Annotated in this window: 23 protein-coding genes and 1 pseudogene; 11 read left to right on the forward strand and 13 right to left on the reverse strand. The window is 60.2% G+C overall.

Translation table 11 applies throughout. The features are described 5' to 3' along the window. Nucleotides 1–15: 15 nt before the first annotated feature. Together QRM95_RS04345 and QRM95_RS04350 are read right to left on the reverse strand one after the other, a co-directional pair. Nucleotides 16–507: a nuclear transport factor 2 family protein gene (locus QRM95_RS04345; protein WP_285246604.1), complete on the reverse strand. Its 492-nt coding sequence runs from the start codon at nucleotides 505–507 to the stop codon at nucleotides 16–18. Further along, on the reverse strand, nucleotides 504–1226 hold the full coding sequence (locus QRM95_RS04350) for an RraA family protein (RefSeq protein ID WP_285246605.1): 723 nt from the start codon (nucleotides 1224–1226) through the stop codon (nucleotides 504–506). Before QRM95_RS04350 ends, QRM95_RS04345 begins: the two co-directional genes overlap by 4 nt. A gap of 130 nt (nucleotides 1227–1356) precedes the next feature. Between QRM95_RS04350 and QRM95_RS04355 the strand changes: the two genes are divergently transcribed. Together QRM95_RS04355 and QRM95_RS04360 are read left to right on the forward strand one after the other, a co-directional pair. Next, nucleotides 1357–2238: an IclR family transcriptional regulator gene (locus QRM95_RS04355; protein WP_285246606.1), complete on the forward strand. Its 882-nt coding sequence runs from the start codon at nucleotides 1357–1359 to the stop codon at nucleotides 2236–2238. A gap of 1 nt (nucleotide 2239) precedes the next feature. After that, nucleotides 2240–3064 (forward strand): fumarylacetoacetate hydrolase family protein, encoded by an 825-nt coding sequence (locus QRM95_RS04360; RefSeq protein ID WP_285246607.1) that lies wholly within the window; start codon nucleotides 2240–2242, stop codon nucleotides 3062–3064. A 30-nt stretch (nucleotides 3065–3094) separates the two neighbouring features. Here the strand turns inward: QRM95_RS04360 and QRM95_RS21135 are convergent. The 7 genes and pseudogenes from QRM95_RS21135 to QRM95_RS04390 form a co-directional block, all read right to left on the reverse strand. Beyond that, nucleotides 3095–3187: pseudogene (locus QRM95_RS21135) on the reverse strand (NucA/NucB deoxyribonuclease domain-containing protein); the annotation flags it as partial. Between the two features lie 498 nt (nucleotides 3188–3685). Continuing rightward, on the reverse strand, nucleotides 3686–4495 hold the full coding sequence (locus tag QRM95_RS04365) for an SDR family NAD(P)-dependent oxidoreductase (RefSeq protein WP_285246608.1): 810 nt from the start codon (nucleotides 4493–4495) through the stop codon (nucleotides 3686–3688). Between the two features lie 18 nt (nucleotides 4496–4513). Further along, nucleotides 4514–5359 (reverse strand): fumarylacetoacetate hydrolase family protein, encoded by an 846-nt coding sequence (locus QRM95_RS04370; RefSeq protein ID WP_285246609.1) that lies wholly within the window; start codon nucleotides 5357–5359, stop codon nucleotides 4514–4516. Between the two features lie 36 nt (nucleotides 5360–5395). After that, on the reverse strand, nucleotides 5396–6349 hold the full coding sequence (locus tag QRM95_RS04375) for an aldo/keto reductase (RefSeq protein ID WP_285246610.1): 954 nt from the start codon (nucleotides 6347–6349) through the stop codon (nucleotides 5396–5398). Between the two features lie 20 nt (nucleotides 6350–6369). Then, nucleotides 6370–7248, reverse strand: a complete 879-nt coding sequence (locus tag QRM95_RS04380; protein WP_285246611.1) for an amidohydrolase family protein — start codon at nucleotides 7246–7248, stop codon at nucleotides 6370–6372. A gap of 14 nt (nucleotides 7249–7262) precedes the next feature. Continuing rightward, on the reverse strand, nucleotides 7263–7517 hold the full coding sequence (locus QRM95_RS04385; protein WP_350223875.1) for an RbsD/FucU domain-containing protein: 255 nt from the start codon (nucleotides 7515–7517) through the stop codon (nucleotides 7263–7265). A 29-nt stretch (nucleotides 7518–7546) separates the two neighbouring features. Beyond that, nucleotides 7547–8932, reverse strand: a complete 1386-nt coding sequence (locus tag QRM95_RS04390) for an L-fuconate dehydratase (RefSeq protein WP_285246612.1) — start codon at nucleotides 8930–8932, stop codon at nucleotides 7547–7549. 171 nt (nucleotides 8933–9103) lie between these two features. Between QRM95_RS04390 and QRM95_RS04395 the strand changes: the two genes are divergently transcribed. Then, on the forward strand, nucleotides 9104–9841 hold the full coding sequence (locus tag QRM95_RS04395; RefSeq protein ID WP_285246613.1) for a FadR/GntR family transcriptional regulator: 738 nt from the start codon (nucleotides 9104–9106) through the stop codon (nucleotides 9839–9841). 110 nt (nucleotides 9842–9951) lie between these two features. On the opposite strand, the gene QRM95_RS04400 is transcribed toward QRM95_RS04395, so the two are convergent. Beyond that, nucleotides 9952–12297: a glycoside hydrolase family 95 protein gene (locus QRM95_RS04400; protein WP_285246614.1), complete on the reverse strand. Its 2346-nt coding sequence runs from the start codon at nucleotides 12295–12297 to the stop codon at nucleotides 9952–9954. Further along, nucleotides 12294–13052, reverse strand: coding sequence for an alpha/beta fold hydrolase (locus tag QRM95_RS04405; RefSeq protein WP_285246615.1), 759 nt, complete (start codon nucleotides 13050–13052; stop codon nucleotides 12294–12296). The genes QRM95_RS04400 and QRM95_RS04405 overlap by 4 nt, the downstream gene beginning before the upstream one ends. A gap of 196 nt (nucleotides 13053–13248) precedes the next feature. Here QRM95_RS04405 and QRM95_RS04410 point away from each other — a divergent pair, with 196 nt between their 5' ends. From QRM95_RS04410 to QRM95_RS04425, 4 genes are all read left to right on the forward strand, one after another. Further along, complete coding sequence (locus tag QRM95_RS04410; RefSeq protein WP_285246616.1) at nucleotides 13249–14556, forward strand: ABC transporter substrate-binding protein; 1308 nt, start codon at nucleotides 13249–13251, stop codon at nucleotides 14554–14556. 66 nt (nucleotides 14557–14622) lie between these two features. Then, on the forward strand, nucleotides 14623–15579 hold the full coding sequence (locus tag QRM95_RS04415; RefSeq protein ID WP_285246617.1) for a carbohydrate ABC transporter permease: 957 nt from the start codon (nucleotides 14623–14625) through the stop codon (nucleotides 15577–15579). A gap of 31 nt (nucleotides 15580–15610) precedes the next feature. After that, a complete protein-coding gene (locus tag QRM95_RS04420) occupies nucleotides 15611–16483 on the forward strand; it encodes a carbohydrate ABC transporter permease (protein WP_285246618.1) in 873 nt (290 codons plus the stop codon). A 280-nt stretch (nucleotides 16484–16763) separates the two neighbouring features. Further along, entirely contained in the window at nucleotides 16764–17507 is a 744-nt protein-coding gene (locus tag QRM95_RS04425) for a sialate O-acetylesterase (protein ID WP_285246938.1), read from the forward strand. Nucleotides 17508–17554: 47 nt separating this feature from the next. On the opposite strand, the gene QRM95_RS04430 is transcribed toward QRM95_RS04425, so the two are convergent. Continuing rightward, nucleotides 17555–19117 carry a pectinesterase family protein gene (locus QRM95_RS04430; RefSeq protein ID WP_285246619.1) on the reverse strand — a complete coding sequence of 521 codons (1563 nt, stop codon included), beginning with the start codon at nucleotides 19115–19117 and terminating at the stop codon, nucleotides 17555–17557. Here QRM95_RS04430 and QRM95_RS04435 point away from each other — a divergent pair. The 4 genes from QRM95_RS04435 to QRM95_RS04450 all read left to right on the forward strand — a co-directional run bounded on the left by QRM95_RS04435 (nucleotide 19001) and on the right by QRM95_RS04450 (nucleotide 23246). Continuing rightward, the gene (locus QRM95_RS04435; RefSeq protein WP_285246620.1) at nucleotides 19001–20779 is read left to right on the forward strand and encodes a glycoside hydrolase family 43 protein; all 1779 of its coding nucleotides are present in this window, start codon (nucleotides 19001–19003) and stop codon (nucleotides 20777–20779) included. The two genes, QRM95_RS04430 and QRM95_RS04435, sit on opposite strands and share 117 nt — an antisense overlap. A gap of 7 nt (nucleotides 20780–20786) precedes the next feature. Then, nucleotides 20787–21782 carry a LacI family DNA-binding transcriptional regulator gene (locus tag QRM95_RS04440; protein WP_285246621.1) on the forward strand — a complete coding sequence of 332 codons (996 nt, stop codon included), beginning with the start codon at nucleotides 20787–20789 and terminating at the stop codon, nucleotides 21780–21782. Continuing rightward, nucleotides 21779–22606, forward strand: a complete 828-nt coding sequence (locus QRM95_RS04445; RefSeq protein WP_134164255.1) for a DUF6807 family protein — start codon at nucleotides 21779–21781, stop codon at nucleotides 22604–22606. The genes QRM95_RS04440 and QRM95_RS04445 overlap by 4 nt, the downstream gene beginning before the upstream one ends. A 94-nt stretch (nucleotides 22607–22700) precedes the next feature. After that, on the forward strand, nucleotides 22701–23246 hold the full coding sequence (locus tag QRM95_RS04450) for a LacI family DNA-binding transcriptional regulator (RefSeq protein WP_285246622.1): 546 nt from the start codon (nucleotides 22701–22703) through the stop codon (nucleotides 23244–23246). A gap of 350 nt (nucleotides 23247–23596) precedes the next feature. On the opposite strand, the gene QRM95_RS04455 is transcribed toward QRM95_RS04450, so the two are convergent. Continuing rightward, nucleotides 23597–24541 carry a LysR family transcriptional regulator gene (locus QRM95_RS04455; protein ID WP_134164253.1) on the reverse strand — a complete coding sequence of 315 codons (945 nt, stop codon included), beginning with the start codon at nucleotides 24539–24541 and terminating at the stop codon, nucleotides 23597–23599. Nucleotides 24542–24557 lie beyond the last annotated feature (16 nt).

A 24557-nucleotide genomic window follows, 5' to 3' on the forward strand; every position in this document is an offset into this window, starting at 1 on the left:
GGGCTGAAGTGGGATTTAGGCGTCAGCAGTCTCGGAGGCTGCAGGGCGGGGGACTGGGCAGGTGAGGTAATAGCCGCGGCCGGCGTAGTCGAACCCTTCGAGCTCTGTGACGGCGACACCGGGGTGTTGGGCCGCGGCGTAGTAGGCGCGAATTTCCTTGATCAGGCCGGTCTTCTCGTCGAAGACGTACCATTCGTCGCCGCGAAGGATGGTGCCTTCGAGGGTTTTGTAGTGGGTCCATTCGATGACGGCCTGGTGTGATTCGGGTGCGACGACCAGGCGGTCGATGGTCCATGCCGAGCCCTTGGTAGCGACAAAATGCGCCCATCGTTCGGCGATCAGCCGGTGGCCGTGCCAGGCCCCGCCGTACATGCTCGGGGGGAAGTAGTGGACAGCATCTTCGGTGAAGCATCCGGCCATTTTTTCCACGTCGGCTTCGTTGCAGCCATCAAAGTAGGTCCTGATGAGGGCTTCGTACTGGGTGGCGAGGTTGGCGGGTGCCGTCATCGTGATGCCTTCCATTCCTGGTACTCGGCCATCGTCTTCTCGTTCGGGGGGTAGAGGCCGAGCAGGGACTCTCCGTTGTGTACGCGGGTATGAAGGTAGGCCTCGCGCGTCTCCTGCTCCAGGGCGTCCTCGGCGATGATCGGGGCCAATGACCGCGGAACGATAATCACGCCGTCGGGGTCCCCCACGACGATGTCGCCGGGATAGACGGCGACGCCCGCGCAACCGACGGGAACCTGGAGATCGGCCACGTGAAAGCTGGTGAGGCGAGTGGTTGCGGTGATGGCCCGGGCATAGGTCGGAATGTCGAGGGTTTCCAGGACATAGCCGTCACGGAAGGCACCATCGGTGATGAAGGCCTTCGCCCCCCGGTGCATGGCGCGGGTCACAAGCATGTCACCGGCGGAGGCGGCGCTGATGTCGCTGCGGCTGTCGATGATCATGACGTGGCCCGGCTGAAGCTGCTCAACTCCGGCCCACTGAAGGTTGTCCTCATCGGCGAGCCCCTCAAGGGTGTCCAGGTCCTCGCGGGCAGGGATGAAGCGCATTGTGAACGCCTCTCCGGCGAACGGTTCCTTGACCTGGCCCACGGATGCCACACCGACTAGAAACTGCTGCCGCAGGCCGTGCTTGAACAGCTGGGTTGCCAGCGTCGCGGTGCTGACCTTCTTAAGGGTTTCCAGGACCTGCAGGTCCACCTGCTGGGATTGGATGCTCAATTCCTGCTCCTTTTCGCTTCAAAAGTTTCATTTTCTGGGAAGCTGTCTCGTTTATCGGGATTCCTGTTAGGATCGATGCTAGACAAGAGACCGAGGAAATACCTAGCGGATTGTGAGGTGAAGCACCGGAATGAGCGAACTTATCGAGGAGCGGGACAGTACCCACCGCGAAGTCCCATCCAGTGAGACGAAGGAGGGTGTGAGTGGGGCGAAGGACCAAGCAGCTGCTTCGGCCCTGGACCGGAGTCTTTCCATTCTTGATTTCTTGGCGACGACCCGGGGAGCGACTACCGGGGAGATCGCCGCAGCCGTTCACGTGAGTCGCAGCACCACGTACCGACTGGTGGAGCGCCTGCGGCAGCGTGGCTACGTTGATGACATCGGCCATGCTGGGGTCTGGCACCTGGGTCCGGCTGCGGCCCGCCTGGCGCTTGCCGCCGTGCAGTCAAGTGATGTCGCTCAGGTCGCGCCTGAATATCTGAGGATGCTTGTCCAGCAGACCCGCGAGTCAGTCAATCTGGGCGTCCCCCGCGGTACGGAGATGGTCTTCATCTACCGGGATAAAGGACCCCAGACTGTCGCCGTTCATGGCGACGTCGGGGCGCGGAGGCCCATGCACTGCACATCCGTCGGCAAGGCATACCTGGCCGCGCTGCCGCAGGAGGAGCGGGAGCAGATCCTTTCCAAGATGATCTATCACCGCTTCACACCCCACACCATCACCACGCGTCAGGCTTTGGAGGAAGAGGTTCGACGCACCATCGAACGCGGCTGGTCCGAGGACCATGGTGAAATCGATCCGTCGAGCACTTGTTGCGGTGCCGCCATCCGCGACAACATGGGCCGGCCCGTGGCCGCCATCAGCGTTGCCGGGGTAACCGATCGAATCAGCCCTGAACTTTCGCGTATCGGCGCCGTAGTTGCCAGCACCGCCGAAGCCATATCTCGCCGTCTCGGCTATGACCCGGCGATCAACTACGCCACATCTCCTACCGCAGGAACGAGAAAATAGCTTGAGAATTGCACGAATATCCCTGCAGGAACGCACCCGCATCGCTGTCGAGGATGCTGGGGAATGGCGGGTCCTAACCCAGACAGACCTGGGCGCCATCACGGCGGGGGAAGCACCTGAAATAGATACCGCCGAGGAACCCCTGACCCACCACGCATTCTTGGCCCCGTATCCGGGAGGAACCATTTTCGGGATCGGCCTCAACTACAGGGACACCATCAGGGACATGGGATTCCCGACCCCAGAGACGCCGTATCTTTTCCCGAAACTCTCCTCCAGTGTCGTCGGGCCCGGAGACCCCATCATTCTTGACGCGGACGTGACGACAGAGGCTGACTGGGAGGGCGAGCTCGCGGTCATCATCGGCAAAACGGCCCGCAACATCCCGGAAGAAAACGCCCTGGAATTCGTCTTCGGATACACGGCGGCGAACGACATTTCGGCCCGGGACGTTCAGCGGGCTGATCCCCAATGGGTCCGGGGCAAAGGACTGGACACATTCTGTCCCATCGGCCCTGTCATCGTCACTGCCGACGAAATTCCCGACCCGCAGAACGTCCGGATCAGGACCTGGGTCAACGGGAACATCGTTCAGGACGGAAACACAGCGGACATGGTTTTCGGCGTGAGGGCGCTTATCTCTTACCTGAGCAGGCACTTCACCCTGTGCCCCGGAGACGTGATTCTCACCGGTACCCCATCCGGGTGTGGCGGGTTCATGACTCCTCCCAGGTTCCTCGCCCCGGGCGATGAGACCACGGTGGAGATCCAAGGAATCGGAAGCCTTACCAACCCGGTAGCAGCGGCATCCCTGCCGGTGCCATGACTTTCGCACGGCCCAATGATAAGCACCGCTAAATGTGCTGGCGAACGGATACTCATCACATGATTGACCCTCAGGTCGGATGCAAGACGAAGGGCATGCATTGTTCTTGTTTTCAGCTTGCAACGTTGTGTCGACGAGCCGGGCAGGGGAATTCCATCCCAGCCTCCTGGAAGGCCGCTCTTCTGAGCCTTTGAGATGTGCCCGGGGAAGGACGGGTAGTAGGCGGAGTTATACGTGATGCCCGGAATCACACAGCCTGTCGTGGTCTTGCCGGGTACGGCGGTGTCGTATCGGACATCTGTCGAAGGCTCAGCCAAAGAGACCGGGTTTGAGGCCTTGGGGGCCTGAAACGTGAGTGTCCATTCGCTACCGGTGTACCCAACGCTGCCGACGTCGTAGCAGTTGTTCCGTAGCCGAATTCCCCACTCTTTTCCGTATTTACTGCCAACGTGGACATATTCAGCTTTTAAGCTTCACTGGCTGGTTGCCGGCATGGGCGGCCTGACCCGAGGGCCGAATATGCGGAGGGCCCGTAACATCATGTCCATGACCACCCTAATGAGTTTTCCCCGAATGTGGTCGGGACTTTGATGTCCGTTCCTCTCTCCAGGCTGACTAAAATCAGTTTGCTGGCCTGCCAGCGGCAGGCCGACTTGCTGTTGAGGCGCTTTGCGGCCCACCGGCCCGCCGGGTGCGGAGCCGAAGAGCTTGCGTGCCGCCGTCTACTGCCAGGTCCACGCCGGTGGTGGAGCCGGAGATCGGGCTGGAAAGGTAAGCGATGGCTGCTGCGATCTCCTGGGCGGAGACGAGCCGGCCATGTGGCTGGCGTGCTACCAGTGCGGCCCGTTCCGCGGCCGGGTCCGTTGCGGTGGAGAGGAGTTTTCCGATCCAGGGAGTGTCGGCTGTCCCCGGGTTAACGCAGTTGACGCGGATGCCTTCGTGCAGGTGGTCGGCGGCCATGGCCAGGGTGAGTGACAGAACGGCTCCTTTAGTTGCGCTGTAGAGGGCGCGTTGGGGGAGCCCGGCGGTTGCTGCTATGGAGCAGGTGTTGACGATCGCCGCGTGGCTGGATCGGCGCAGGTGCGGCAGGGCGGCCCGTGACACCCGGACCATGCCCAGCACGTTGATGTCGAACACCCGGTGCCACTCATCGTCGTCGTTGGCCTCTATGGTGCCTTGGGCACCCACCCCGGCATTGTTGACTACGACGTCGATCCCGCCAAGTAGCTCCGCAGCCTCTTCGATGGCGCGGCGGATGGTGGCGTCGTCGGAGACGTCGCAGTGGATGGCTTTAGTCCCGGGTGGTGCTTGGTGAGGATTAAGGTCCAGCACCGCGACCTCAGCCCCGCGCTCCTGCAACAGTTGGGCCGTGGCAGCCCCTATCCCCGAGGCTCCGCCGGTTACGATCGCCTTGATTCCTGCAAACTCCATTGTTTGGTCCTTTCGTAATTAGACTTGGAAGCATTCCTGGCGCTGGCGGCCAAGGCCTGCCACTTCCAGTTCGACGACGTCTCCAGCCGTTAGGTAGGGGAAACGCCCGGACAGGGCCACTCCCTCCGGGGTGCCGGTGCAGATGAGGTCTCCCGGCTCCAGGACCAGGAACTGGCTTAGGTCGTAGATCACGTGCTCCACCCCAAAGATCAGGTCGCGGGTGGAGGAGTCCTGGCGGATTTCACCGTTGACCCAGCTGCGCAGCCGCAGGTCGCTGGCCTCCACCTCGTCCGGGGTCACCAAATACGGGCCCGTGGGGCAAAAACCCGCGCAGCTCTTTCCCTTGGACCACTGGCCACCGGATACCTCCAGTTGGAACGTGCGCTCCGACAGGTCGTTGACGGTGACGAAGCCGGCGACGTAGTCGAGGGCCTGGGACGGGGAGTCAAGGTAAGAGGCTCGCCGGCTGATGACCACGCCAAGTTCCACTTCCCAGTCAGTCTTAGTAGAACCGCGTGGAATGGCCACCGGATCGAACGGGCCGGCCACCGTATTGGGCGCCTTGTGGAAGATGATGGGAACCGACGGGGGTGCGGAACCGGATTCCGCTGCATGCGCTGCGTAGTTCATGCCCACGCAGATCACGGAGGACGGTCTGGCGATCGGAGCGCCGATTCGGATTCCGTCAACGACAAGTTCGGCCAGTTCGCCGGCGGCCAGTGCTGCTGCGGCGCGTCCCGGACCACCGGATACCCAGAAGTCGGCGTCGATGTCTTGAGCCATGGGCTGCAGGGAGTAGTACTTCTTGTCATGGAGCACGGCGGGAATTTCCTTGCCCGTGGCACCTATACGCGCAAATTGCATTCGTCTCTTCTTCCTCGGTTGTATGCGGTTGAGCCTTTAGGCGATTAGTCTGCGTACGCGCAGGTCAGCCCACAAATCGGCCGGGACGCTTTGGGCGGCCAGGTCAAGGTTTTGCTTCACCTGCGTCGGCGTCCGCATGCCCAGGACAACGCTTGTCACAGCGGGGTGCTGGTGCGGGTAGTGGAGGGCGGCTGCCGGGAGGGTGGTCCCGTGCGATTCGCAGATGTCCGCCACCTGGTTTGCTCTGTCCAGCAGCTCCTGAGGGGCGGGTGCGTAGTTGTAGGTGGCGTTGGTGGCGGGGCGTTCCTTGGACAGCAGGCCTGAATTGAAGACGCCCACGTTCACCACGCCGACGCCGCGTTCCAGGCACGCCGGGAGCAGGTCCCGGGCAGCGCCTTGCTCCAGAAGCGTGTACCTGCCGGCGAGCATGATCACGTCGATGTCGGTCTCGGTGATGAAGCGGTGGAGCATTTCGAACTGGTTCATGCCGGCACCCCAGGCGCCGATCACTCCTTCGTCGCGTAGCGCGGACAAGGCCGGGGCCGCGCCCTCGACGGCCTCCGTCCAGTAGTCATCCGGGTCGTGAATGTAGACGATGTCGATCCGGTCGGTGCCCAGCCGTTGCAGGCTCTCCTCTATGGAGCGCAGCACGCCGTCCCGTGAGTAGTCGCGGACCCGTCGCAGATTGTCGGGGACGTCGAATCCCTCCGTGTCCTTACCCTGCGGTGCCGGGTTGGGCTGCAGCAGCCGCCCAACCTTCGTGCTTAGCACGTAGCTGTCGCGGTCCTTCCCTGCCAGAGCGGCACCCAGGCGGCGTTCGGAAAGCCCCAGCCCGTAGTGCGGCGCGGTGTCGAAATAGCGCACGCCGCCTTCCCATGCCGTGGTCACGGCGTCGACCGCTTCCTGCTCCGACACTTGGCGGGAGAGATTGCCGATGGGTGCCGCGCCGAAGCCGAGCACCGGAAGTTGGACCTCCGTGTGGGGGATCATACGGGTTTCTGCCTGCATTATCAGTCTTTCTCTTGGTCGGTAACCGCTTGTCTTAGGTCTTCACCGAGCTGGTAAACGCGGGCTGCCGTCCGGTGCATGACACCGGCCCGTTCGGCGTCCGAAGCGCCGGTCATCGCCTTTTCGACGATGCTCATCCAGTCCTCGTATCCGGCGGGTCCCACTAGTGAGACGGGAAAGTCGCTTCCGAACATGCACCGCTCCCCACCGAAGAGCCGCAGCGTCTCCTGGATGAACGGCAACGCCTGGGACTCCAAGGGTTTGTTGGGATCAGCCTCGGCTCCGGCGCCCGAGATTTTGACGACGATGTTGCCGCACCGGGCCAGCTCCTGCATGCGGCGGCGCCAGGCGGTGAATTCCCCGCTGGCGATGGGTGGTTTTCCCATGTGGTCCAGCACAATGGGCAGGTCGGGGACGAAGCGGGCAAATGTGACCAGGGCTCCGAGCTGTCCGGCGTGGATGCAGGCATCGAAGACCAGTCCGGCAGCGGCTACCTGCCGTGCGCCCGCCAGGGTGCTCGGGTGCAGAATGAAGGATTCCTCGCGGTTCTGGAGCAGCTGCCGAACGCCGCGAACCAAGGGGCGTTCCAGCAGTTCGCCAAGGTCCTGCTCGACGGTGTCACCCTTGCTGATTGGCGCAAACGCCACGATCCCGGCGAGCAGGGGCCAGTCCGTCCGAAGGCCTGACACCCAGTCCACTTCCTTCAGCGCCTGGTCATCGCTGCAGTCAGCCTGGACAAAGACGGCCGCCCGGGTGTTCGCGCTGGTATGCGGGAGGTGCCAGGGCAGGAACGGCCTGTTTAAGCCCGACGCATCGGCCAGCCAAGGATAGTCCAGCACGGTTGGGTCCCAGATGTGGACATGGGAGTCAACCAGCTGCACGGAAGCCGCTCCCATCAGGCCGTGCCGTCGAGCCGCACTCCGATGGTGAGCAACAAGTTGGCGTAGTGCCGGGTCTCGCCGTCGGCAATGACGACGGCCGTATTAGATGAGCGTGCGGCGTCGTAGGACTCGAAGCGCTGGTAGGTCGTAATGGGCCGCAGGCTTGGGGCGACTCGACGGGCGGTTGCGGGTGCTCCGGTGTTGTGCGGGTAGTTGGCGTCTGCGACTAGGATCTGTGAGCCGTTGCCGGACTTTGCGAGTCCGGCCATGAGTCTTGGATGGGTGAGTGTGTATTTGATCATGAATGCGACCCGAGCCGCGCGCTTGCGAAGGCAATCCGCCCCGGTTGATTTCCTTCCCTCCAAGCCTGTTCCGCCTGGCCGGCGGAGGTTCCTGCCCAGTAGTTACCGTAAGGAAATGCGTATTCTTGCAGCGTTTGCTCCTTGAGTTCCGCCGAATATCCGGGATTTCCGGGCAAGACGTAGAAGCCGTCCTTGACGATGCACGGGTCCACAAAATGCTCATGCAGATGATCGACGAACTCGGTCACCCGCCCGGTAAGGTCGCCTGATATTGCGATGAAGTCGAATATCGAGAGGTGCTGGACCAGTTCGCACAGGCCCACACCACCGGCGTGCGGGCACACTGGAATCCCGAACTTGGCCGCCATCAGCTGGACGGCGAGTACTTCGTTCACGCTTGCCAGCCGGCAGGCGTCCAGTTGGCAGTAGTCAATCGCGCTGGCCTGGAAAAGCTGCTTGAAGAGCACCCGGTTCATGCCGTGTTCGCCCGTGGCCACTCCGATGGGGTGTACTGCCCTTCGGATCGCGGCATGGCCCAAGACATCGTCCGGACTAGTTGGTTCCTCAATCCACAGGGGGTTGAATTCGGACAGTTGCTTTACCCAGTCGATAGCCTGCGGTACGTCCCACACCTGGTTCGCATCGATCATCAAGTTGGCGCGGGGACCGATGACCTCGCGTGCAATTGCGAGGCGGCGGATGTCGTCCTCAAGGGACGCCCCGACTTTGAGCTTGATGTGGCGATAGCCGTCATCAAGTGCCTCCTGGCACATACGTCGGAGCTTCTCGTCGGAGTAGCCCAGCCAGCCGGCAGAGGTGGTGTAGCAGGGGTAGCCGTTTTCAGCCAGCTGCCGGATGCGCTCGTCCCTGGTTGGGGCAAGGCGCGTCAGCAGGCCCAGCGCTTCTTCGCGAGTGAGGGCGTCCGAAAGATAGCTTAGGTCGGCGGCGTCAACGATTGCCTCCGGAGACATGTCCGCCAGTAACCGCCACAGGGGTCTTCCTGCCCGCCGCGCAGCAAGGTCCCACACGGCATTCATAACACCTCCGAGGGCCAGATGCTCCACCCCCTTATCGGGTCCCAGCCAGCGCAGCTGCGAATCCCGTTTCAGGCTGCGGTAGGTGTCTCCGAGGTCGCCGCAGAGCTCGTCCGTATCCCGTCCTATAAGGGGCCGGGCCCTCAGCTCAATGGCGGCCGCACAGATATCGTTGCCGCGGCCGATCGTGAACGTGAATCCGCAGCCGTACAGTGCAGGGTCGTCCGTATTCAGCACGACATAAGCGGCGGAGTAGTCACCGTCCTTGTTCATCGCATCAGAGCCGTCTGCCGACAACGACGTCGGAAACCGCACATCGAACACATCGAATCCGGTTATTTGTGGCATGCTAAGCCCTCCAGGATCACAGGCGAGGAAGATGAGGCTCCAGCGCAATACTGAATTTCATCAGATGTATGTTGAACTTTTTGAAGACAATATAGGAAATCCTGAGATATATCCATCAATACATCTGATGTTAACGGGATTTAACTGCCGAAGCTCTAAGAAAGGCTGCACATGCCCCACTGCCCATCGAACGGCTCGATATCCCAGACCGACGTAGTAATCTCGGCGATCAAAGGGATGCTCTCATCGCGCCGGCTTAGGCCAGGGGATCGGCTGCCGATAGAAAAGGACCTGGCCATGGAGCTGCAGGTTTCCCGCGGCTCGCTTCGTGAAGGCGTCCGGGCTTTGTCCACGATGGGCATTCTGGAAACGCGGCAGGGAGCCGGAACGTTTGTGACCCGGATGGAGCCCTCCGCCCTCCTTTCTGCCATGGAATTCTGGGTGAGTCTGCAGGACGGCGAGCGGGTGCACCAGGTACATACGGTACGGCGAGCACTCGAAACGGAAGCCGCGGCAGTGGCGGCGATCCGTATCGACAACCAGCAACTGAGGGAGGCAGAGCAAACCCTGGAGCGGGCTCACAGCGCCATCCATTCGACGCCAATCGACCATAGCGCCGCGATGCAGTGCGATGTTGAGTTTCATCAGATCATTGCCGGTGCCTCCGGCAACCAAGTGCTTTCCGCACTCATTGAAACCGTCTCTACGAACACGATTCGTGGGCGTATGTGGCGGTCGATGCATGACAAGGACGGCCTGCTGGCGACACACGGTGAACACTTGGGCATCCTGGATGCCTTGCGCCGGCACGATGTGGACCGGGCGAGGACACGTATGGCGAACCACCTCTACGCAGTAGAGGACTATGTCACGGCCATTTCCGGGCCCACGCTGGATGATCAGATCTAAGTGCTTTGGGTACGTCGCCAGCAGTCTCGTCAGGCTCAGGACCAAGTCCACGTCGTCTGCCCCGGGCGATGGGGTGTTCGGCGGTCGCCGGCCTTAGAGGCCTCTTCTCCCTAGAAGGGTCTAATCACCGGATGTTTTGATACTGGAATGCTTGCGTGGCCTGTCTGAGGTATCTCAATCCTCAATGTTTCGTTGCCCACTTCTACAACGAAAGATGCCCCGGGGGAACTGTGTAAAGTTCCGCAGCGGACGATACCGTTTTCCCATTCGAGGTCGAGTGAGACGCCCCCACGCAGGCGAACACCGCGGACATGACCGGTGCCCCAAGAGCGCGGCAATGCCGGCAGCAGAGCTATACGGCCCCCGTGCGACTGGACAATCATCTCGAGGATGGCCGCTGTGATACCAAAGTTCCCATCAATCTGGAAAGGAGGGTGGGCGCAGAAGAGGTTGGCGTAGAGACCGGCAGTGCCTGACGGGCCTGGGTTATCGGGATCCGGTACAGGCGCGAGGAAGGCGAGAAGCGCTTCATGTGCGGCATTCACATCGCGCAGCCGTGCCCTGAGCAACGTGCGCCAGGCCAAAGACCATCCTGTCGTCCTATCACCCCGGTCATCGAGGCTGCGCAGCGCAGCCGCGGCAAGTTCGAAATCGCGCCACGCGAGCACGCCTTCACCCGGCATCACGCCGTATAAATGAGATTGGTGTCGATGCTTGGGATCCGCGTCGCTTAAGTCCTCGGACCACTCAGCAAGCCTGCCGGTGGCCGTGATGCGTTCTGTGGGAATCCGATCTAATGCAGCCTGCGCCGCCTCTGTCACATCGTCGGAGATTCCGAGTACGGCACTGCATTGGACCACGGACGCAAAGAGGTCCCGGAGCATGGCCAAGTCGGAGGTCGTCGAAGTGGTCAGTCCGCTGCTAGTGCCATCGTTGAGCATGAAGTGGTTCTCTGGCGATGTAGAGGGGGACGTGCCAACGGTTCCGTCCTGATTTTCAACAATCCAATGGAGAGCGAACTCGGCAGCGCCGCGCAGGATTGGCCAACTTCGGTCGCGGAGTTCGCGGTCATCTTGGGAGTATTCCCACCGTTCCCAGAGGTGCCGGCATAGCCACGCTCCTGCGAGCGGCCACATAGACCACACAGGATCAAAGTCCCCGTCACCGGCCGGAACGGAAAAGCCCCAGATATCGGAATTATGGTGCGCTGTCCACCCCGGCATCCCATACAGTTCCCGTGCAGTCCGCGCTCCGCTGGAGGCCAATTCACCCAACCAGTCAAGCAATGGTTCGTGACATTCGGGTAAACCGATGGCTTCTGTCGGCCAGTAGTTCATCTGCAGGTTAATGTTCGTGGTGTAGTTGCTGCGCCACGGCGGTAGAAGATTCTCGTTCCAGATCCCCTGCAGGTTCATCGCTCGGCTGCCGGGACGGGATGCCGCTATGGTCAGATATCGGCCATAGGCGAAGATTACAGTTGCAAGCGCCCGCGAGTCGCAGTCATTCGATGTCTTCGAAAGAAGACTGTTGACATCGACTTCGTCTGTATTCACGCCTAGGTCAAGTCGCATACGATCAGAGAGGGCGGTGTAATCGGCGACGTGACGTCTGTGCAGTTCGGCACTTCCCAGGGTCGCGGCCGTTTGAGCCCGTGTTTCCGCGTCGGCCAGCATTCTGGCTGCCTCTCCATGCAGAACCTCGCGTGCCCCCGCAAAGTCTGTTGCCGATGTGACGACGAGCAGGATGCGGCGGGCGGCAGTGAAGGTCAGACCCCTTTCAGGCCTTCCATCGTGGTTGAGCTGGACTACAACTGCTGCCGTGACACTGGCTCCAGGCGCCGGGTCGTAGATGACACGCTGCGTATTTTGCTCCCGGCCGATACTGGAAGGCAGCCGCACGTTGAGGGACCCGGTTTGATGAGCAAGTTCGCACTGAGCCCCCGCATGTGGGCTCGTGAGAACCACGCCCCCGTCGATGCCGGGACCATCGAGAACGAGACGTTCGATAATCAGCGCCCCATCCGGGGCGCTGACCCATGATCGTTCTTGCTGTCGGCGGCCGCCGGCCGTCCACTCGATGACACACGTCGCTGTATCAAGGTCAAGCCATCGACGATAGGTGCCGGCTGCAGGCTCGTCGGATTCCAGCCATACGTCAGCCAAAGGCTGATACGCCTGACTCCAACCCATTTGAAGCCGATACTCCCCCTCAGTTGCGCCCTTGATATCGCCGCGTTCCAAGGCGTCACGGACTTTTGCAAGGTGAGACGGCCCCGTGGACCCGAGCTCGTCCAGCCGCCCATGGGCCGTTCCGGCATTTCCCGTCCAGCAAGTGTCGTCGTTAATTTGGTAACGGGATTGGCTGGTGCCGCCAAAAGCCATGGCCCCGAGCCGGCCGTTGCCTAGGGGGAGGGCTTCCGTCCAACGAGTTGCGGGTTGGTCATATCCAAGTTTCATGGGGCATCTTTCGAGAAGGCGTGGCGGAGTACCTGGTGGAAGGCATCCGGTTGGTCAAGCATCACAAAATGCTGAGCGTCCTCGAGGACGACGTCGAGGATTCCTGCCAAGACGAAATCGTCGGCTCGGTCGTAGGAGCGCAGTTCACTTCGGACAAGTGTCGTAGGAACCGTGGTGTCACGGAGCAGGTCGTGAACCGTCCCGCCCATGGCGTTTGACAATGCGACAGCCAGGCGCCGGATGGCGATCGGGTCGCCCAAGCGCATGTCGCAGCGTCGCCAATCCTGTTCGGCGGCCAGCACCAGCTCCCAACCACCCGCAAAGATGGCGCTTTCGCTTACGGCGGCCAGGTCTCCGGGGCGTGGTTGCATTGGGTCTATAGCCGGTTCGACGAGTACCGAGCGGCGAACGAGGTCGGGACGGGATGCGGCGAGAATGATTGCGATGGAACCGCCGAGGCTATGCGATACAAGATCCACAGCGTCACCGCCGGCAACGGCCTCAAAGACCCTGGACACTGCTTCCGCAGTCGCCGGGAGAGTGTAGCTGAATTCCGGAGGGCGATCGCTGCGGCCATGCCCTGGCAAGTCAATGACGATGCCCGGGCGGCCGAGGCGGACGGCCGTGTCGGTCCATGACGCCGCACCGTGGCATCCGAGCCCGTGTAGATAGAACACGGGCTCCCCGGAGCCTGGCACGGTTATCCAGCGCAGCCGGTCGCCGTTGGAGGTGAACGGTACTGAGTCGGTTAGCATCCAATATTCCTTTGAAGCACCTAATGATTCGACCATAGGCTAGCACTGAGAAACCGGTTACTGAATACCACGAGCGAAACTTCAGTAAACGCTTTCCAAATCTTTGCGCACGCCGTAACATGATCGCAGTCAGGTGAGAAACCGGTTCCTCGGAGCTGGCACCTGCTTGCAGCTCTCATATGAAAGAGGACAGTCAATGAAGACACCAGTCAAACTTCGGATGGTCGGTGCCCTAGTCAGCACGGTTCTGGGCGCGGCTGCGCTCTCGGGATGCGCTCCCAGCTCAAGTCCGAACGCCAACGGGGAAACCACGGTGACAATGATGGCCTGGGCTAACGCCGAGGAATCGAAGATGTACAACAAGGTGCTTGACGAGTTCCACAAGGAAAATCCAGACATTAGCGTAAAGCTTGAGTACACGGATGTCGGCACCTACAAGGACAAACTGAATACCAAGTTCGCGGCCGGCAGCCCTCCGGACGTGTTCTTCATGGTCGGCGGGTGGATCGGCGAGTACACCTCGCGCAATGCCCTTTTGGACTATGCCCAATACAAGGACACCATCAATTTCGATGCCATTGACCCGGCTATGGTGAAAGCCAATACCACCGACGGTCACATCTACTCGATCCCTACTGGGTCCACGGCTGCTGCGCTTGTGGTAAACACAGGACTCCTTGCGAAATACAACGTGCCAGTACCTGACGACAATTCTTGGAGCTGGGATGACTTCGCCAAATGGTCGCGGTCCATTACCGACGCTTCGGGAGGTGTGGTCAACGGTTCGGCCATCGATATGTCCTGGCCGCCGACTTTCTCCGCCTACGTGCGTCAGCAGGGCGAGAACCTGTTCACTGAGGACGGCAAGCTCGGGGTTAAGGAAGAGACGGTCGCGAAATGGTTCGAGATGACCAAGAACCTCTACGACACTAAGGCCTTCGCTCCGGCCCAGTCGGCGGACCAGACCGGTTCGTTCTCACCCGAGCAGTCTCCTTTTGGCGCTCAGAAAATTGCGTCCACGGTCATTCCGTCCAACGGCCTGCCCGCCTACGCCAAGGTGCTCGGTGACGATAACGTCAAACTCTTGCGGTTTCCGGGTGAGACTACCAATAAACAACGGGGACAACTCGTGACTCCGACCTTGCTGTGGACCTCACCAGCGAACACAAAGCATCCTAAGGAAGTCGCCAAACTCGTAGAGTTCCTGACTAACAACAAGGCGTCGTACACCGACCGTGGAACGTTCCTTGGAGTTCCTGTCAATGCGGAAGTTGCAGCCGAAGTCGAAAAGAACCTCACCCCTTCGGAGCAGAAGTTCACAAGCTTTGTAACCGATCTCGGCAACGAAAAGCTGCCTGCTTTGATCAATGACCCAGCCAAGGCAGGAACCGTAACTCAGGACCTGACGTCAATTGTGACCGAGGTTTCATTCGGGCGGTTGAGTCCGCAGGACGCGGCGAAGAAGTTTATCGCTAATTCCAATTCAACTCTCAGCCAGGGCTGAACCCATCGATCCCGGGAGCGTCAAAATGACACTCCCGGGATCGCCAATCAACTAAGGAATTGATGCATGAGTGCACCAACAGAAGTACGAGTCAGGCCTGATGGACAGGGCCTCGTCCGGGAGGTGAAGCGGCGACATGGAAAGCGGCGTCGAAGACTAGACGATAGCCGCTCAGCGTACCTCTTCTTATTGCCGTGGATCATTGGGACGTTGTTTACCGTGATTCCGTTCGGGGTTTCGCTTTGGCTGGCTTTCACGGACTACAACCTTCTGCAGAACCCAAAGTTCGTCGGCATCCAAAACTTCACCAGACTCTTTCAGGACCCAAAGATCGCCACCGCCACCAGCGTGACGCTGTCCTATACCCTATTCGCCGTGCCGATCGGCATGGCCGCTGCACTCGGTGTCGCTCTGCTTCTCAACCGTGGGGTGAGGGGCCTGCCTATCTATAGGTCCGTGTTTTACCTGCCCTCCCTCATTGGCGGAAGCGTTGCCGTGGTCATGCTCTGGCGCGCCCTCTTTGGTTATGACGGAGTCATCAACAAAGTGCTAGGTGCGGTGGGCCTGCAAGGCCCCGGATGGGTGACTGATCCAAACTGGGCCCTGGTAACCCTGGTCACCCTGAGCATCTGGGGGTTTGGCGGATCAATGGTGATTTTTCTCGCGGGTCTAAGGCAAATTCCGCGCAGCTACTATGAGGCCGCCGCAATTGATGGCGCGAGCCCAGTCAGACAGTTCCGCTCGATCACCCTGCCGCTCTTGAGCCCAGTCATTTTCTTTAATCTCGTACTAGGACTTATTGGTTCCCTGCAGGTGTTCACCCAGGGTTACGTCTTCAGCGGCGGCAGCGGCGGCCCTGCCGACTCAACGCTCTTTTACAACCTCTACCTCTACCAGCAGGGATTCCAGCGGTTTGACATGGGCTATGCGTCGGCGATGGCATGGGTCATGTTCGTCGTCATAGCCGTTTTCACAGCCATAAACTTTTTCGCCTCCAAGTATTGGGTTTTCTACGATGACTGAAACGACTCTCGCACGCCCAGGAATGCGCAGCATGATCAAGCGCATCAATTTTGCAAAGTATGAGGAGGAGGTTGCCGGGACCCCGGCCAGCCGCTTCCTGCGCCATGTGGTACTCATCGGGTTAGGTATCGTGATGCTGTATCCGCTGCTGTGGATGCTGTCCGCATCCATAAAGCCCAGTACCGAGGTGTTCACTGATACTGGCCTGATTCCCGCGCACCTAGATGCCAGCAACTATGCGCAGGGTTGGACGGCCCAGGAACAGCCGTTTCATGTCTATCTGGTCAATTCACTGCTGATTGCAGGGCTGAACATCCTAGGCAATATGATTTCATGCTCAATGGCCGCCTACGCTTTCTCCCGGTTGCGCTTCCGTGGCCGGAACTTCCTCTTCTCGGTCATGATGGGAACGATGCTGCTGCCGGGCCAAGTTGTGCTCATCCCTCAGTACATCATTTTTTCCAAGTTGGGCTGGATGAATACGTACTTGCCGCTTACGGTCCCTGCCTTCTTTGCAACCAATGCATTTTTCGTTTTCCTCCTAATCCAGTTCATGCGCAATTTGCCCATGGATCTGCAGGAGGCGGCAAAAATCGACGGGGCCGGCGCTTTCCGAACCTATTGGAGCGTCATCTTGCCGCTCACCACGCCAGCCATGGCAACGGTGGCAATTTTCACGTTTATTGCCAGTTGGGGTGATTTCTTTGGCCCCCTGCTCTACGTGACTGATCCAAATCTCTTTACCGTCCCACTGGCACTGAAGCAGTTCATCTCCTCGACGGGCGCAAGTGCCTGGGGTCCGATGTTCGCCATGTCCGTAGTCTCACTGGTCCCTGTTGTTGCTTTCTTCTTCATGGGCCAGCGCTATCTGATTAATGGCATCGCAACTACAGGAATGAAATGACGGCCACGAAGCGGCAACGCGTGCCGAAGCGGCGTGTTCAGACGGTGACGGCGACCGCATCCTCCTGGATGACGTCGTCGGGGGCGGCGGAGGGAACGGTGAAAGGACAAGCCGGGCATCTTGACGGTCTCGGGACCGGAAATTTTGCTGTCGCCACCCACGACTCATTTGACACTCAGCCTCCGGCGGACCTGGGAGACTGCCGCATCGTCCTTAAACCGGGGGAATGGTCTGATCAGGAAGTCCGACAGTGAACGCAGGCCGATACCACCTTGTTCTCGTGATGGGTCAGTCGAATGCCAATGGTTCCAACACGGACTACGAACCGGACGGATTGGATGTGCGGGACCCGCGAATCCATACCTTTCCCGGCTCCGGACCGGATATTCGACGGATCGTCCCGGCCCGGGAACCCTTAGCCCCAATCGGGGGGCATCCCCCCGGCGGGATGGGTCCGGGCGGGCCATTCGCCGCACGTTTGCTGCCCTCATTGCCGGCTCAAGACCGTGTCCTGATTGTCCCGATCACCATGGGAGGGACCGGGATGCGCAGACACACCAGCTACCCGGGAGTGTGGAAGGTTGGCTTTGTCAAAAGAGGTGCGCTAAATCTTTTCGACAAAACGATCGATCATGCTCACTGTGCTCTCCAAGCAGCTGGCTCTGATGCCACCATCGATGCCGTCATCTGGCACCAAGGGGAGACTGACGGCGGCCGCGCTGAAGACGAGTACGCCGCGGACTTGGACCAACTCATCACAAGCCTTCGACAGAAGCTTCCGCAGGCAGCCAACGCGCCATTCCTTGTTGGCCAGTTACCTGAGGAACGACGGCGAGCCTATCCGGACCACCAAGGCGTAGCGGATGCCTTGCGACACACTCCAGAACGGGTGCCTAATACCGGATACGCCGAAGCACCCCCGTCAGGACACGTCAATGACGAAACCACCCACCTAACTGCGGCGGGACAGCGCATCCTTGGGGCGAACTATTTCCGCGCCTACCAAGGTCTGCTGGACGGCTGACCAGCAATCGAAAGGGGCGGGGTGAAGACGTCGCCCCGCCCCTTTCGTCATCCTTCCGGCTGCCTCAAAATGAACGTGCCGATTGCTTCCGCCACGATTCGGGCAACCGCGGTGGCACCCGAAACGGACAGATGAGTATCGTCCTGCTCTCCATCAGGAAATCCCGGCCAAGTGCCAGGTTCCAGCCACAGAAACGACTCCTTGCTATCCTCTTCGCCCTGCTGCTGCCAGAGATTCCTCGTCGCCGTTGTCAGGTCAACCAGCATGAGCCGCTCCTCCTGGGCCAGGGCGCGAACCCGCGCCGGGTAACCGCCGTGCGTGCCCCGGGCCCGCCCGTCTACGAAACGGCGGCGCTCAACCGGTGTGAGCAGGACAGGGAGCGCCCCCCTTGCGCGCGCGCCCACGATATAGCGGCGAAGGTTGGCCTCGTACTGCGTGAATACGTCGCTGAAGCGTTCGTCCGGCTTGGTGTCATTGTGCCCGAACGCTATGAGGAACAAATCCCCAGCAGAGAGGCCCCCCAGGGCATGATCAAGGGCACCGCTGGCGATGAAGCTCCGGGAACTGGCCCCCGAAACGGCCAAGTTGCAGACAGGAACGTGAAGAAGTTCCTCCAATTGCTGGGCCCACCCGGTACGCGGTGCATGCTCCACCCCGTAGTGGCTGGCGGTGGAATCGGACACCACAACGATCCGTCGAACCTCTACGGGAATGGGATCCCAGCCGTCTAACCAGCCACACCGATCCGGCGCTGCTTCCAACTGCGGCCGCCCCACACCGGGTGCCGCACCGGGACCGGTGTTCTCGTATTCGGCAAAACGGGCGTCCTCCCAGTCAAAACCTCCCATTTCCGTCCAAGGTTCTGGCGAGATGTGCTCGCCGAGGGTGCAGTGCGCGAAGATGGCCTGCCCTACCGCATCCGGTTTCCCGCCAGGGTGCCAGGGACGGCCAAGCTTGACACTTCCCGCCGGCAGATCTGCCACAATGTCGACCTCCCAGAACAGAAATCCGCGCAGGTTTTCTAGCGCGGTGCTGGGTGCAGCAATGTATCCCGGTCCAACGCTTCGAATCAAACCACCTTCGATGAGAGCCGTAGCGCGGCCATAAATGAAATCGACATCTCCCACAATCTCGCAATCACGCAAATGAACTCGACGGATGGCTGCCCAGCTTGGCGCATCCAGGAGTACAGTGTCCTGCTGTCCCAGGAATCGACACCTTTCCGCCACAAAACGGTCAGCCGTGGTGCGCAGAGCAAGAGCCTGAGTGTTGGGCACGCCGACCTGCTTGGTTTTATCAAAAGTGTTCTCTACGGTAATTGCACGAAGTGTCACGTCGTCCGACTCAATCGTCAGCGTCGCGCACGACTGCACATATTCCATTCCCGTACGGTCACGGTCACCTTGGCGGAGACCGAAAGTAACTGTGACGTCGGCCGGGTCGTTCGTGCTCGACCGGATAAGAAGCGGACCCTTTCGCGGAGCAACAACTACATGCTCGACGTACACTCCGGGCTCGAGAACAATCTCGGCGGCGTCCGTATCAGCGAGAGCGCAAGCCAGCGTGGGAAGGCAATCGGCATCATCGCCAACGTAAAGAATTTTGGTCATTACTCGATCTTAGTAACCGGTTTCCGATACGATATAGCGCGAACCCACAAAATTTTGCATGCTGTACTGTCGTACCTAGTAACCGGTTTCTCGAAAGATGAAAAAATAATGGCCAGTTCCTCCCAGTCAACGCCCCAGTATCGCAATCCGATCATCGACGCCGATCTTCCCGATCCGGATGCGATCCGCGTCGGGGGAAGTTTCTATATGGTCTGCTCAAGCTTTAACCGCGCACCGGGGCTTCCCGTATTCTCTTCTCAGGACTTGGTGAACTGGCACCGCGTCGGCCATGCGCTCCCAGGGAACGAACCAGCTGAGTGGTTCGGCCTGCCCCGTCACGGGGCAGGCGTGTGGGCGCCAAGCATTCGGCACCATGACGGCAAGTTCCACATTGTTTATCCGGACCCTGATCAGGGAATCTTTGTGGTGAGCGCGGAAGATGCCGCCGGTCCGTGGAGCGCTCCACGGCTGTTGATGAGCGGGCTAGGGTTGATTGACCCCTGCCCGCTGTGGGATGAAGACGGACGCGCCTACTTGGTGCACGGTTGGGCGGGCACTCGAGCGGCGCGCAAGAACGTCCTCAGCGTCATCCCGGTTGACCCGGGACTGACAAGGACTCTGGGTGCTGATGTCGACGTCATTGACGGAAACTTACTTGCCGGTTACCGCACGCTGGAAGGGCCCAAGTTCTACAAGCGCGACGGATGGTACTGGGTCTTCGCTCCCGCCGGAGGAGTGGCACAGGGCTGGCAGTCTGTCTTCAGGTCGCGGTCCCCTTACGGTCCCTATGAAGGCCGAATCGTGCTTGAGCAGGGGTCATCGCCCATCAATGGACCTCACCAAGGGGCCTGGGTGGATACCGGAGACGGATCAGATTGGTTCCTTCACTTTCAGGATCGCGGCGTCTTTGGTCGAGTGCTCCATCTTCAGCCCATGCGCTGGAGTGACGAAGGGTGGCCCCTCATGGGGGCGGCCGTACATGGTGGACCCGTTGAACCCGTGACCGAGTACCCAACACCCTTCGGTACACGACAGGGTAGCCGAACGATCACGCAGTCTGATGACTTTCGCAGCGGAACTCCCGGCCCCCAGTGGAGTTGGCAGGCCAACCCAAAGCCTGACTGGCTGTCAGGGGGCAGCCGAGGTGAGCTGATCCTCCGTGGCGCGTCGACAGATACGGGCAATCTTCGTAACGTCCCACAAGTACTTGGCCAGCCTTTGCCGGGTCTGCCCTGCCGTGCCAGCGTGTCCTTCGGTCTGGAGGGAGGAATAGGCTCTCGTGCCGGTGTTGTAGTGCTGGGTCGCGACTATCTATGGGCCGGCCTGCGGCAAAGCGAAGACGGCCTTCGTGCGGTTGTCGCCTGGCGCCGAAGCGGCGAGCGACTTGACTCGACGATCCTGGATGAGCCGCTTAAGTCGACCTCGCTAACGGTTCGCCTATCCACAGACGCTGTTGCCAATGTTTCGATCGTGCTTGAGACCGACGGTTTTCAGAAGGAACTGTGCGATATCTTCACTGCAGAATCCGGCCAGTGGATTGGCGCGGAACTGGGTCTTTTCGCAGCAGCGCCTCTGGGGACCGAACCGGCCAGCGGCCGGTTCGGTCCATTCGACATCATTGTTTTTGAAGACGAAGGGAAGGCGCATGGGGACGCAACGTAGGCACACTGTGACTGTTCGTGCCGTAACCATAGCTGATGTGGCGGCTGCTGCCAGGGTTTCCCGCGCCACCGTCTCACGCGTGATGAATGGCGTCCCGACAGTGAACGGCGAGATTGCCGACAGGGTCCGGACTGTCGTGGGAGAACTTGGCTATTCACCCAGTGATACAGCTCGATCTCTTTCTCTGGGCCAGAGCAAAACCGTGGGTGTATTAGTTCCAGATCTCTCCAACCCCACTTTCCAGCAGATCCTTCAAGGCTTCAACAGCGCAGCTGCCGCCGATGGGTATCGCATCCTCGTCACCGATAGCCACGAAGAGGTAGACGACGAGGCCGCACTCGTCTTGGACGCCCGCAACCGGACCGACGCTGTCCTCTTGTGCTCGCCGAGAATGTCCGAGGAACAGTTGGCTGAACTACTGCCCACAGTGAAACCAGCGATTGTGATCACACGCGAAGCCCACTTCCAAACGGAGGCATCTGTCTCCGCTGACTTCATCTTCGGCATTCGCACCCTTGCGGAACACCTGATAGCACTCGGGCACACGCGGATTGCCTACCTTGACGGTCCAGCCATCAGAAACTCACAAACCACTCTCGATACCCTTTTCCGTGAGGTCGAGATGGCCCACCCCGGAGTGACCATCAGGAGAGTGCCCTGCGGTTCGTCGCTCTCAGATGGTTACTATGCGTGGGATACCTTAAAGGACACCACCGTCACGGGAGTCCTCGCATTCAATGACCTTCTCGCCTTGGGCTTACTCGGCCGACTAAATGAAGATCGCGTCCCAGTGCCTGGACGCGTCTCGATCGCCGGTTTTGACGACATTCACTTCGCCCGGTTCGCCTCGCCCCCTCTGACGACAATGAAACTTCCGAAGCCATCCATAGGTGAAGCTGCCTGGGTCGCTCTTCGAGCCGAGCTCAAGGGTGAAGCCCACGTCGCACCCGCCATATTTCGCCCCGAGCTCATGAGCCGACAAACAACGGGGCCACGGCAATGACCAGCACCTTGCGCCTAGCCGAATTCGAGGTTGCGACATATGAGGAGGGGACCAACATGCCACGGCATCTCTCGCCCCGTCCCTATCTCCAGGCTAGGACTACTGGTGGGATCGCCGTTACGCAACTGTTCGCCCCGGACCATGCCCATCATGTTGGGGTCAGTGCTGCCCTGCCCGATGTTAATGGTGTCAGCTTTTGGGGCGGTCGAACCTTTGTTCGCGAGGTCGGTTCCGTGATGCTTGACAATCATGGAGTCCAGGCCGTGGTCGAACGGAGGAAGTCCGACGACACGATTGATGAGTTGATTGAGTGGGTCGCCCCGGATAGCACTGTTTTGCTGAGAGAAAAGCGGACGCTAGTCCTACGCCAAGCCAATGCCGGCTGGAGGCTTGACTGGCGTTCGACACTCTCTGCGTGCGGCGATGATGTCACTTTTGGCAGCCCTCATACGAATGGAAAAGAGGGGGCCTTTTACGGCGGCCTGTTTTGGCGCACGCCTTTTGTGTACGCGGACTTCGTCACAACAGACGGGGAAGGAATTCAAAACGCCCATGGGTCGACTTCGCCGTGGCTGGCCGTCATCACCGATGTCGCAACGCTGGTCGCTTGGAATCCCTCGGGGTTTCCTTGGTTTGCCCGAGACGAAGACTATGTTGGCTTCTGCCCGGCAATTGCCGTCCACGGACGGCGCTGCCTGCCTGTCAACGAGGATCTTGTACTAGAAATGCGAGTTGCCGTCTGTGATGGTCGAGCCAATCCGGAATGGCTGATGGCTGCTATCGATGACCTGGCCCGCCCCGCGCCTGACAAATCCTCGATCTAATGGGGAGGGGTGGAAAGCTATGCGAAAGCCTGAGCGGGCGGACGTCGAGGCGCACAACCGCGACAAACGCAGGCATGCCATAACTATCAAAACTGTGGCCGAGCAGGCAGGGGTGTCAACGGCAACAGTGTCACGCGCTTTAAACGGTGGCGGCTACGTCTCCCCTGAACTTCATTCAGCTGTGACCCGCGCAGCACAAGAACTGGGCTACACGAGCAACGCGGTCGCAGCCGCCTTGCGCAGTTCACGAAGCGGTGCATTGGGAATCATCGTCCCGGAAATCGTGCATTCCAACGTGAGCCAGCTAGTTCAGGAAGTCGAAGGATTTCTGACCCCCAAGGGAGTCCATCTAATCCTGAGCTGCTCACGGAGCGACGCTGACAAAGAGGGCCGCGCCATCCGCTCCATGATCGCTCGAAGGGTGGACGGACTGATTATCTTGCCCGCACCCTGCTCCTTCAGTCGGTCACTCATGGCCACCCTCGGTGCGTCACTTCCCTGTGTTGAACTGCGCCAAGCTAGCACAAACTGGAACATCGAATGGATTTCCGGAGCCGGTGAACCAAAAGCAGCAATGCTGCCCCTCGTTAACCACCTCAGCGGCCAGCTGTGTCCCGCTGCGCGGGTGGGGATGCGCTGATGTTCCGCGTTTAGAATCCGCTAGGGGTTGGGAGTTCTCGGAGCTACTTTCTACACCTGTTGCATAAATGGCTACAAGGGTGATTCGGTCAATAGCCGTGTCATGCAAGACTAGGCCGGGCTGACAGGCGACATCCACCCTGGTCGAGCGCTCGGACGACAGATTTCGGTGTACTTCATGTGCTCAGGCTCGCAGCAGGTTCCCTGAGAAACGGGCGACACCTGTTGCGATGCGGCCCTTGTTATGAACCCCGTCCGGTTCGCCTGGGTCTCAGATCGTGGCATCTACTTGCCGCCGGGCTGCCTTCAGAAAGCTGCTCGGGCCGATCCCGAATGCTGGCGGCAGGAAGGTCATGCCGTCTCCGACGTTTCGTTGGACAGCCCCAGAAGGCTGGGCTGGCTCCTACGGGCGTATGAGGACCTCATGGCGCGGAAGCATTCTTGGATGGCTGGATGGCCGGCGCGGCCTTTGAGGGTGGCGAAGAGAACTTCACGTTTGAGAAGTGGCTCCAGGGGTCGTATGGCGATTCCTTGTTGGTGCCCGGTGAGAGCCAGTCCGGGCAGGATAGAGATTGCCAAACCGGCCCTCACCATTTGCAGGACGGTTGTGGTGTCCTTGCAGTCGCAGGTGATGTTAGGGGCAAACCCTTCGGCGAGGCAGGCGTCGGAGACCAGCGAGTGGTAGACCCGGGCCGACCTGTTCAGGGCCCAGTCCTCTTCTGCGAGATGCGCCAAGGGCACGGTGTCGAGCTTGCGATATGGGTGCTTTTCTGGCATCACCACGTAGAAGTCATCCCCGAAGAGGGGCTGGTACATCACCGCTTCGTTGCGCGGGTCGTGTCGGGACAGGTTGTCAAGCACCGCTACGTCGGCCCGTTTGGTCATCAGGTCCACAATGGCTTCGGCGGGCTCATGCTCAACCATGGAGACCTTTAGCTGCGCGTGCGAGGAACGCAGCAAGGACATCGCGCCGGGGAGTACCGTCGCCGAAAAAGACGGAAAGGCCGCTATTCGCAGGTCACCGGAAATGGATTCCCTCGTCACGGCGAGTTCCGCATCTATGCGTTCGAGGGACTCGAAAACCTCGTGGCTTTGCTCGACGAGCCGCATCCCGGCGCCCGTAAGTTGCACGCTACGTCCGGCGCGCTCCACGAGGACCAGTCCGGTGTCCTTTTCCAGTTGGGACAGCTGCTGTGAGACGGCTGGCCTAGTCAGGCCCAGTGAGTCCGCCACGGCCGAGATCGTCCCTAGGAAGGACAGCTCCCGCAGCAGCCTCAGTCGCTGAACGTTGATCATTGTGCCTGTTCGACCT

The organism is Pseudarthrobacter sp. efr-133-R2A-89, assembly GCF_030209315.1.
Lineage (GTDB): Bacteria > Actinomycetota > Actinomycetes > Actinomycetales > Micrococcaceae > Arthrobacter.